The sequence below is a fragment of the Mesorhizobium sp. M7A.F.Ca.CA.002.04.1.1 genome, assembly GCF_004022805.1.
GTDB classification, from domain to species: Bacteria; Pseudomonadota; Alphaproteobacteria; order Rhizobiales; family Rhizobiaceae; genus Mesorhizobium; species Mesorhizobium ciceri.
Genome location: NZ_RZPL01000457.1, coordinates 1 through 4,686 on the forward strand (window position 1 = coordinate 1; position 4,686 = coordinate 4,686).

4 protein-coding genes are annotated in these 4,686 nt (G+C 64.3%); 1 reads left to right on the forward strand and 3 read right to left on the reverse strand.

What is annotated here, in order from left to right; all coding sequences use genetic code 11:
* From ENZ75_RS21540 to ENZ75_RS21550, 3 genes are all read right to left on the reverse strand, one after another.
* Positions 1 to 515: iron chelate uptake ABC transporter family permease subunit (locus tag ENZ75_RS21540; RefSeq protein ID WP_164887911.1), on the reverse strand; the 515-nt coding region annotated here is incomplete at its 3' end.
* On the reverse strand, positions 512 to 1,372 hold the full coding sequence (locus ENZ75_RS21545; RefSeq protein ID WP_063169484.1) for an ABC transporter substrate-binding protein: 861 nt from the start codon (positions 1,370 to 1,372) through the stop codon (positions 512 to 514). The genes ENZ75_RS21540 and ENZ75_RS21545, both read right to left, overlap by 4 nt.
* 25 nt (positions 1,373 to 1,397) lie before the next feature.
* Positions 1,398 to 3,581, reverse strand: a complete 2,184-nt coding sequence (locus ENZ75_RS21550; RefSeq protein ID WP_244514244.1) for a TonB-dependent siderophore receptor — start codon at positions 3,579 to 3,581, stop codon at positions 1,398 to 1,400.
* 212 nt (positions 3,582 to 3,793) lie between these two features.
* Between ENZ75_RS21550 and ENZ75_RS21555 the strand changes: the two genes are divergently transcribed.
* Positions 3,794 to 4,585 (forward strand): ATP-binding cassette domain-containing protein, encoded by a 792-nt coding sequence (locus tag ENZ75_RS21555; RefSeq protein WP_063170397.1) that lies wholly within the window; start codon positions 3,794 to 3,796, stop codon positions 4,583 to 4,585.
* The last annotated feature ends 101 nt before the right edge of the window (positions 4,586 to 4,686 follow it).

The window sequence follows — 4,686 nt, forward strand, 5'->3', positions numbered from 1 at the left end:
GCGCCGGCCGAACCGAAAGTGAGGCTGACGACGAGGCCGGCGATGATGATCGACACTGGCGAAAAGCTGCGCCCGCGCGCCAGTGCGAAAACGGCTGATGTGGCGAGAGCGCCGCCAGCCAGCGCCACCCCTTCACGGCCGCCTTCCAGCAGCCATGGTGCGTAGAGGGTGGCGGCCGCCAAAGCGAGGCTTGCTCCGGCATTGGTGCCGATCGTGGTCGGCTCGGCCAGCGGGTTGCGCAGCACATGCTGCATGACGACACCGGCGAGACCGAGCGCCGCGCCGGCCAGCACGCTGACGGCGACACGTGGCAGGAAAGCATAGCGATACAGCAACTGCACTGGATCGGATGTGTCGGGGGCGGTGAGCGCCTGCCACCACAGGTGCGCCGGCAGAAGGTGGATGAGATCGATGACGCTCAGCACCAGCGCCAGCCCCGCGGGCACGGCAACTAGCAGGATGAGCGCGCCGATGCCGTCGCGCTGTCGCGGCAGGGACATTGCCTGAGCGATCATGCTGCTGCCACGAATTCGGCGAAACGCGCGGCAGCAGTGAGACCGCCGAACGGCCAGACCGGCGGAATGGTCCGCACTTGGCCGTTCCGGACGCAGGGCAGGTTGGCCCAGAGCGAGTTGCGGGCGATCCTGATCCTGACGTGCGGCGGGATCGGATCGAGCGAGATCAGTTGCGCCTCGCCGACGGCGACCAGTTCCTCGATGCCGACCGTCGAAAAACCCCATTCATTGGTGGCGCCGGTCCAGGCATTGACGAGGCCGAGCCGGTCGAGGACGTCCTGCAGCAGGCTGCCGGCGCCGTAGACGCGGACATGGCGATCGTCGAACATGCTGACGACGCAGACCGGTTTTTGCACCGCCCGCTCCAGCCTGGCACGCGCTTGGGCGATCGAGGCTTCGATGCGCCCGACAAGGTTTTCTGCTTCCGTCCCACGGCCAAGCATGTTGCCAAGCTGCAGCGTCACCTGCTGCGCCTGCGCGTAAGGTGGAGCCTTGCCGCTGTAGAACGGCACATTGAAGGTCGGCGCCAATCTGGTGAAGCTGTTCTCGTCCAAGCCATAGCCATAGGCGCCGACGATCAGGTCGGGCCGCAATTCCCGAAGCAGTTCGAGATTGGGCTCGCTGCGCGACCCCAGGTCGATGGTGGCCTGCGGCAGCGCCGGGCCCTGGACCCAGTCGCCATAACCCCTGGTGTCGCCGACGGCGAGCGGCGACACGCCGAGCGAGACCACCATTTCGGCCGATGTCCATTCCAGGCAGACGACGCGGGCAGGTGCCGCGCGTGCCGTGCCGCCCGGCAAAGCGAGACCGGTCGCGGCGAGGCCGGCAAGATACTGGCGCCGTGTCAGCGCCGCCATTTTGGGCCGGCCCGCCACATTGCTTCTACCATGTGTATTTCACCGAACCGTTGATCCTGCGGCCCTCGCCGTAGAAGCAGCCGAAGCCCGAGGAGAAGCAGGAGGCGACGTAGCGTTTGTCGAACAGATTGCTGGCATTGAGGCTGAGCGTGGCGTTCTGCCAGGCGTAATGCACCGCCGCGTCGGCGAGCACGACCGACGGAACCTTGAAGCTGTTGGCGTCGTCGCCATAGGTCGAGCCGACATAGCGGACACCGGCGCCGAGGCCGAGACCTTCGAGCTTGCCGCCCATGAAGGTGTAATTGGCCCAAAGCGATGCGGAATGGGCCGGCACGCCGAAGGGCGTGTTGCCCTCGTTGCTGACCCAGACGCCGTTGACATCTTCGACAGCGGTCGCCCTGGTGATCTTCGTGTCGAGATAGGTGTAGGCCGCTCTCAGGTCGAAGCCGGAATCGAGGCTGGCAACGGCCTCGAATTCCACGCCGCGCGAACGGATCTCACCGGTCTGGAACAGATCGTTGGGCGAGCCCTCATTACCGGAACGCACGACATTCTGTCGGGTCAGGTCGAAAACCGATGCCGTAATGAAGGAGTTCCAGCCGGTCGGCTGGTATTTCAGCCCGATCTCGTATTGCCTGCTGGTCTCGGGCACGAACAGATTGCCGTCGCTGTCGGCGCCGGCCACGGGCTGGAACGATTCGGAGTAGCTGACATAGGGCGCAAGCCCGTTGTCTGCGAGATAGACCAGGCCGGCGCGGCTGGTGAAGGCGTTGTCCTTCTGCTCGGGAATGTAGCCGCCGGCCAGATTGTCGTAGACCTTGGCGTCCGACCAATCCTGGCGGCCGCCAAGGGTCAGCCGCCAGTTGCCGAACTTGACCTGGTCCTGGGCATAGAGACCGACCTGCTGCTGGGTGGTGTCGGTATCGGTGTAGGGCGTCAGATCGGTGATCGGGTACCCGTAAACCGGATCGAAGATGTTGAAACCGTCCTCGACGGTCCCTTCCGAGGCATAGTCGCGGTAAGTGTAGCGTTTGTAGTCGAGGCCGACGAGCAGCGTGTGGGCAAGCGGCCCGGTGTCGAAATCGGCTTGTGCCTGGTTGTCGATGGTGACGCCGCTGAGTTTGGTGCCGCCGGCATCTGCATAACGGTAGTAGTCGCCGCTTGAAGGTTCCAGGCCGTTCGAGTCCGTCAGTCCGCCACCAAAGACGCCCTCCTCGGTGTGGGTGAGGTGGACGTAGCGGGCATGCTGTCGCACCTGCCAGGTTTCGTTGAAACGGTGATCGAATTCGTAGCCGATCGAGGCCTGGTCGTTGTTGTAGGAGTCGAAGCCGGGTTCGCCGACGAACATGCTGTTCGGCAGGTACTTGCCGTCCTTGCCCGGTATGACCGTGCCGTAGGCAGGCAGGTACTGCATCGCCCATCCCGAGCGGTCGCGCTGATAGTTGGCGAGGATGGTCAGGCTGGTGTCGGCATCGGGCTGCCAGGTGATCGCCGGGGCGATGAAGATGCGGTCGTCCTTGACGAAATCGGTCTGCGTGTCGCCCATGTGAGCGGCACCGGTGAGGCGAAACAGCAGCGACTTGTCGGCGTTCACGGCACCGCTGAAATCGAACTTGCCTTCATAGCGATTGAAGCTGCCGCCACCGAGTTCGATCTCGCGCAGGTTTTCCTCGGTCGGCCGCTTGCTGACATAGTTGATGATGCCGCCGGGGCTAGCCTGGCCGTAGAGCACCGACGCTGGTCCGCGCAGCACCTCGTAGCGTTCCGCGCCATAGGAATCGAGTGCGGTGAACAGGATGAAATTGCTCTCCTTGAGCTGCAGCCCGTCCCTGTAGAAGACGCCGTTGGCGTTCGAAATGCCGCGCAACTGCAGGCCGAGGCCGCGATTGTCGGTGCCGTAGAGATCGCCGGTGGCGCCGGGCGTGTAGCGCAGAACGCCGCCGAGGTTGTCAATCGCCTGTGCTTCCATCTGGTCCTTGGTGATCACCGATATCGACTGGGGCGTCTCGATCAGCGGCGTGTCGGTCTTGGTGCCGGTGGAGCCCTTGGTGGCCACGTAGCCCTTGACCGGCCCGAAGGCGCTTTCGACACGTTCCTGGACGTTGATCGGGTCCAGGGTGGTGGTGACCGTCTCCTGGGCCAGGGCATGGCCGCAGCCAAGCAGGGCCGGCACCGACACCGCTGCGATCAGCAGGCGCTTCCGCGCCATCCGGTCCTGCCAAATCAGTCCACGTCCCGAGATCATCCTGCGCCCCCTTTTCCAAATTTCATGTCGATATTGCCGGTCGCGACGATTTGTTGATCGTTGCAGTCATCTTCAATGTTGACTAGTAAGGTCATGTTTCATAGTCAACCGGGCATGAGCCGTCGAAAGCCGGAATCTGGAAATGCGGGCGGCCGCACTGGAGAAAAGCCATGAGCATGGCTGGAATTGATGCCCAGACTGCCTTCCATATCGACGCGGTGCGCTTTGCCGTCGGCGAGCGGACGCTGCTCGGTCCGGTCTCGCTCGAACTGCAGCGCTCGCGCGTCTACGGGCTGATCGGCCACAATGGTTCGGGCAAGTCGACGCTGATCAAGCTCATGGCGCGCCAACAGCCGGCGAGTTCAGGCGCCATCACTTTCGCCAGGCGTCCGTTGCCGCAATGGGGCGCCCGCGAATTTGCCCGCGCGCTTGCCTATCTGCCGCAGACGACACCGGCGGCGACCGGCCTGACCGTGCGCGAACTGGCGACGTTGGGACGCTATCCCTGGCATGGCGCGCTTGGCCGCTTCCGCGCGCAGGACAGGCAGCATGTCGACGAGGCGCTGGCCCTGACCGACATGGACGGGTTCGCGGATCGGCTGGTGGACGAATTGTCGGGCGGCGAGCGCCAGCGCGCCTGGCTCGCCATGCTGGTGGCGCAGAACGCCGGCGTCATGCTGCTCGACGAGCCGATCTCGGCACTCGACATCGCCCATCAGGTCGAGGTGCTCGGGCTGGTCAAGGAACTCAGCCGCAAACGCGACCTCTGCGTCGTCGTCGTGCTGCACGATCCCAACATGGCGGCGCGCTACTGCGACGAACTGATCGCGCTCAAGGACGGCAAGCTGCTGACGCGCGGCACACCCGGCGAGATCATGCGCAGCGATGTTCTGAAAGGCATTTTCGGCGTGGAGATGGGCGTGTTCGCGCACCCCGTCACCGGCCAGCCCGTCGGCTATGTGCAGTGACGAGATCTGGTGCGGCGGCGGGAAATAGAAGGCGGCTGGCCGCTGTGAGAACAAGGAAGAAGCTGTTGTCGAGAACTGGTTTGTTGGCGGCGTTGGTCGCA

What these genes read in the sequence shown, in the direction of transcription:
- ENZ75_RS21545 (WP_063169484.1), bottom strand. Translation starts at nt 1,372, where the DNA reads ATGGCGGCGCTGACACGGCGCCAGTATCTTGCCGGCCTCGCCGCGACC.
- ENZ75_RS21550 (WP_244514244.1), bottom strand. Translation starts at nt 3,581, where the DNA reads ATGGCGCGGAAGCGCCTGCTGATCGCAGCGGTGTCGGTGCCGGCCCTG.
- ENZ75_RS21555 (WP_063170397.1), top strand. Translation starts at nt 3,794, where the DNA reads ATGGCTGGAATTGATGCCCAGACTGCCTTCCATATCGACGCGGTGCGC.